The organism is Roseovarius halophilus (ex Wu et al. 2025), assembly GCF_047086965.1.
The window spans coordinates 1-5,170 of record NZ_JBKOTX010000286.1 but is presented as its reverse complement, the minus strand read 5'-3'; the positions used below and the strand labels follow the sequence as shown (position 1 = coordinate 5,170).

3 protein-coding genes are annotated in these 5,170 nt (G+C 67.4%); 1 reads left to right on the top strand and 2 read right to left on the bottom strand.

Annotation, left to right across the window (positions count from 1 at the left end; genetic code table 11):
• Window positions 1–113: 113 nt before the first annotated feature.
• Together ACH107_RS29640 and ACH107_RS29635 are read right to left on the bottom strand one after the other, a co-directional pair.
• The gene (locus ACH107_RS29640; RefSeq protein WP_412509304.1) at window positions 114–1,544 is read right to left on the bottom strand and encodes a YcjX family protein; all 1,431 of its coding nucleotides are present in this window, start codon (window positions 1,542–1,544) and stop codon (window positions 114–116) included.
• A gap of 188 nt (window positions 1,545–1,732) precedes the next feature.
• The gene (locus ACH107_RS29635; protein ID WP_412509303.1) at window positions 1,733–4,105 is read right to left on the bottom strand and encodes a DUF1989 domain-containing protein; all 2,373 of its coding nucleotides are present in this window, start codon (window positions 4,103–4,105) and stop codon (window positions 1,733–1,735) included.
• A gap of 190 nt (window positions 4,106–4,295) precedes the next feature.
• On the opposite strand from ACH107_RS29635, the gene ACH107_RS29630 reads away from it, so the two are divergent.
• A partial coding sequence (locus tag ACH107_RS29630) for a LysR substrate-binding domain-containing protein (RefSeq protein ID WP_412509302.1) occupies window positions 4,296–5,170 on the top strand: 875 nt, incomplete at its 3' end.

The following is a 5,170-nucleotide window of genomic DNA, read 5'->3' as shown; positions in this document are numbered from 1 at the left end:
CGGCAGATCGCCAGGCCGCACCGGCGCAGCCGGCGCCCCAGGCATGGCCCGGCTGGCCGACCACAGGACCGCCGTCAGCTGCGGCAGGTGCCGCATATGCGCCCGGGCGGGGGTCACAACCTGTCCCCGATCAGGAACTGCGCCGCCCGATCCAGCCGGATATGCGGCGGCCCCTCGCCCGGGCGCAGCGACAGTTTCGCCGGCGCGAAGGTCATCGCGCCGTATTCGGCATCCAGCCACGCCCGCGCCCCGTCATGCGCGGGCCCCAGCAGGCGCGCCGGATCCTGCGGCAACTCCCCGGCATGGAACGCGGCCTGCCGCCCCCGGCTGCCATCCGGCTTCAGCAGCGTGCCACGCACGCAATCGAGGTTCCGCCCCGCATGGACGCGCGTTTCCTCGACCGTGGCGCGTAGTGCCGCGATGGCCATGGCCTGCGTCTCGGCCCCGGCGAATTCCGCCCGGTCACGCGCGGCGCGCGTCAACGCCGTCATGATCGCGGTCAGCCGCGCGTGCTGGCTGTGATGCAGGTGATCCGCCTTGGTCGCCGCGAACAGGATTTTCTCCACCCGCCGCCCGCTCAACAGCCGGGTCAGGAACGCGTTGCGGCCGGCGCGGAAAGCGCCAAGGATGTCGCCCATCGCGCGGCGCATGTCCTCGACCGCGTGCGGGCCGTCATGGATCGCGCCAAGCGCGTCGACCAGCACGACCTGCCGGTCGATCCGCGCGAAATGATCGCGAAAGAAAGGTTTGACGACCTCGCGCCTGTAGGCGTCATACCGCCGCGCCATTTCGCGCCAGATCGCGCCGCGCGGCGCGCCGCCAGCGGGCTCGGGCAACGGCGCGAAAGTCAGCACCGGGGAGCCCGCGAGATCCCCGGGCAGCAGGAAACGGCCCGGCGTGCAATCATGATACCCCGCGTCACGCGCGGCCGCGAGATACCCCGTGAAGGTCGTGGCCAGCGCCTGCGCCGCCGACTCCTCCAGCCGCGCCGAGCCATCGGTGCGCGCCACCAATGCCCGGAAATCCCGCGCTTCTTCCCGGCCCTCGATCCGGGCCAGCACCTCGGCCGACCATTCGGCATAGCTCTTGTCCAGAAGCGCAAGATCAAGCAGCCATTCCCCTGGATAGTCCACGATATCCAGATGCACGGTACGCGGCCCCGTCATACCTGCCAGCAACCCGGCCGGCCGCACCCTGAGCGACAGCCGCAGCTCCGATACCGCGCGCGTGCTCTCGGGCCAGTGCGGCGCCTCGCCCGTCAAGGCGCGCAGGTGCGATTCGAAATCGAACCGCGGCACGATGTCGTCGGGTTGAGGTTGCAGGAAAGCGGCCTGGATACGCCCGTCGGCGGCCGCCACCAGCCCGGGCATGCGGCCCCGGTCCATCAGGTTGGCCACCAGCGAGGTGATGAAAACCGTCTTGCCCGCGCGCGCGAGACCGGTCACGCCCAGACGGATAACCGGTTCGAAAAGCGCGCCGGATATCGCGTCCCCGAAGGTATCCACTCCGCGCGTCACCCCGTCGGCGATCGTGGTGAACCCCAAATTACTACCCCTCGGTTCCCGATTGAGCCTCCAAGATAGACATGGCGGCCCCGGGTTGCCAGAGGCCGGCGCACGAAGCAGTGCCCATCAAGTGGGGAGCCCGTTTTCCATGCGGAAAACGGGCAAAGAAAATATGAATTTTCTTGCCCGGAATTTGCGCAAATTCCGGGGCCGGGCGCCCCCGCGGGTCAGGCGTAGTTGCCCTTCACCCGCTCTTTTTTCGGATCGAAATGCGGGTACGGCACGATATGCGCCTTCAGCCTTTTTTGCTGACCGTCCAGCTGGCCGACCTCGATCTCGGTGCCCGGCTCGGCATGGGTGACCGCAACCCGCGCCAGCGCGATGTTCTTGCCAAGGTAGGGGGATTTCATGGCCGACGTGATCTCGCCCACCTGTGCGCGGCCGATTCGCAGGCAGTCGCCGGGCGATGGCACGATGCCGCTTTCCAGTTCCAACCCCACAAGCTTGCGCTGCGGATGCGCCTTGCGCTCCTCCAGCGCCGCGCGGCCGATGAAATCGTCCGTCTTCGATTTCAGTGGCACGGCAAAGGGGATGCCCGCCTCGAACGGGTCGGTCTGGTCGTCGAACTCGCTGCCGGCAAAGATCAGCCCGGCCTCGATCCGCACCATGTCGAGCGCGGCCAGCCCGAAAGGTGTCAGCCCCAACGGCTCACCCGCCTTCCAGATCGCGTCGAACACCTCGACCGCGTCCTTGGGATGGCAGAAAACCTCGTACCCCAGTTCGCCGGAATAGCCGGCCCGGCCCAGTACAACCGCCGTGCCATCGTAGTCGCCGATCCGCGCCGGCGTGAAGCGGAACATGCCCAGCTCCTCCACGGTGGGGTTGTCTGGTGCCGTCCAGAAAACCTCTTTCAGGATGTCGCGCGACTTGGGCCCCTGAACCGCCACGTTGTGCAACTGGTCGGTCGAGCACCGCACCCACACGTTCAGCCCCAGCCGCTGCGCCTGCTCGCGCAGCCACAGGCCCGACGTGTCCGTGCCGCCGACCCAGCGGAAATTCGTCTCGCCCAGCCGGAACACGGTCCCGTCATCGACCATGCCGCCATGTTCGTAGCACATCGCCGTATAAACGATCTGACCCACCGCCAGCTTCTTCATGTTGCGCGTGACGCAGGTCTGCATCAGCTCCTCGGCATCCGGCCCCGTCACCTCGTATTTCCTGAGCGGCGACAGGTCCATGATCGCCGCCTTCTCGCGGCAGGCCCAGTACTCGGCCAGCGTGCCGTGGTTGGCCATCGTGTTGGGCAGCCAGTAGCCCTGGTATTCCACGAAATCCCGCGTATGCCGCGCGAAACACTCGTGAAAGCCGGTTTTCTTCGTTTGCTCCACATCCGCCTCCGCTGATTTCCTGTAGCCGATCGACCGGCTGAATGTCTCGGTCGCCCCGTAGGTGCGCACCTGTATGTCTGTCGGGTTCCACCCGTTGGCCGGGTCCACGTCGCAGGGGCACGCGGTCGAGACGCAGACGAGGTCGGTCAGCGCCTTGAGCAGCACGTAATCCCCCGGCCGGGACCACGGATCGTCCATGCCGATGGCATTGGTCTCGTCCAGCATGGTGTTGAAGAAGAAGTTGATCGCCGGCCAGCCGCCGCGCGGGCGGATGCCGTATTGCGCCAGATCCTTGTTCATGTTGTCGGAACAGTTCACATGCCCCGGATAGCCGAGGTCCTCGTAGTAGCGCGCGGTGCAGGCAAGCCCGAAAGTGTCGTGCCGCCCGCAAGTGTCCTGCACGATTTCCACCAGCGCCTCCTGGTCCACCGACCAGTATTTCGAGAAGATGCCGGGCTGCGGATAAAGACTGCCCATCAGCGTCCGCGTCGTGGTCGGGTCGATATCGCGTTCGATCCCGGCATCGAGCGAGCGTACCGAGAACGCCTGGAAATCCGAGCATTCGCGGCCCTGGATATCGAGGATCTGGATGTACTGGCCCTTCTTGACCTCGTAGCTTTTCGCGTTGCCGGGCTGGATGTTGATGTCATGCACCGGGTCCGCCAACGGGTCGGGCACCTGGTGGCCGCCCTTCGCCTGACCCGGATCGGCCCGGCGGACATAGAGGATCAATTCCGTCGGCGGGGCCTGCGTGTCCGGGGCCATGGGGCCGCCCGGCGCCGCGACGATCAGCAGCCCGTCGCAGGCGGCGTGGAACGTGGCCATGTCGCCCGCGCGCGATCCGTCCGCGAAGGCGCGGATCGCCTGCGCGCGACCAAGGTCGAACCCCGCCTTGTCCAGCGCGCGGGCCACCTTCCGGCCCGACCGCGCATCGCCCTGCAGCACCGAGATCACACCGTCGGGGCGCCCGGCACCGCTGGCGCCCAGCATTCCCGGATCGGATTTGCCGTCGGGGGTGAAAAACACCAGTTCGGCGGGCTGCAGCCCCTCCCGGTCCTGGACCGAGATCTCGTCACCGCGATAGACGGGCACGGCCCGCGATCCGCCGCCGGGAACGGGGTGGCGTTCCGTGCCGTGGGGCAGGATCGGCAGGCCCGGCGTGATGACGCCTGCGCGCTCGTAGGGGGTTTCCAGCACGGGTGTCACGTTCATCTTTCGGCCTCCGCTCGGTCTGGTTGCGATTCGCCCGGCGCTGCGGTCCTCGGGCCGTCGCACCGGATTCCAGTATGCCAATGAACGGCGCCGGGCGTGATTCTAAATTCATCATGCCTTGCCCAACAAAATGTTTGGCAAAACCGGTGCCGGGGGCTAGCGTTGACGGGAACGAAAACAGGGGATGCCGATGCTCAGGAACCGGTCGGCCCTGCCACGGCTCGACTACCTGCTGACTTTCGAGGCGGCGGCCGAACTTGAAAGTTTCGCCGCCGCCGCCAAGGAACTCAACGTCAGCGAGACCGCCGTCAGCCGCAAGATCCGGCTGCTGGAGGAACACTACAACTGCGCGCTCTTCGTGCGCGGTCACCGCTCCGTCCGGCTGACGGATCACGGCCGCCGCCTGCTGGGCGGGGTCGGCGCACCGCTGCGGTCGCTCGCACGGTTATCCGAGGACATGCTGGCCGACCGGCGGCGCAGCACCGTGCGGATGGCGGCAACCAACTCGGTCTCGTCGCTCTGGCTGATGCCGCGGCTGCGCCGCTTCCAGCAGGCCAACCGCAACATCACCATCAGCCTCGTCTCCAGCGACCGCGATTCCGAATGCCTGTCGCAGGAATTCGACCTGACCATCCTGCGCGGCGAAGGCGACTGGCCCGGCTTCGACGCGACCCGGCTGTTCGGCGAAACGATCTTCCCGGTCTGCGCGCCCGCCTACGCCACCCGGATCGAGGACGCCGAAGCCCTGACCGACCACGCGCTGATCGAGGTCAGCAACACCCACACCGAATGGCATAACTGGCGCACATGGCTCGCGCGGCAGGGCGCCGATCCCGATCGGATCCGGCAATCGACCTTCGTCAACACCTATCCGCTGGCCGTTCAGGCCGCGCTCGACGGGCTCGGCGTGGCCCTGGGATGGGGGCACCTCGTGGATGCGCACCTGCAGGCCGGCGCGCTTGTCCGTGACGAGGCCCTGCGCGAGGATGTCATCGCCGCGCTGTCCCCCGATGCCCTGGCCTTTGCCGTGCGCGACCTGGAATCCGACGATGTGGTCGACCTGGT

Bases quoted from the DNA above. Each gene is read 5' to 3' on its own strand.
- ACH107_RS29635 (WP_412509303.1), bottom strand. From the start codon at position 4,105: ATGAACGTGACACCCGTGCTGGAAACCCCCTACGAGCGCGCAGGCGTC.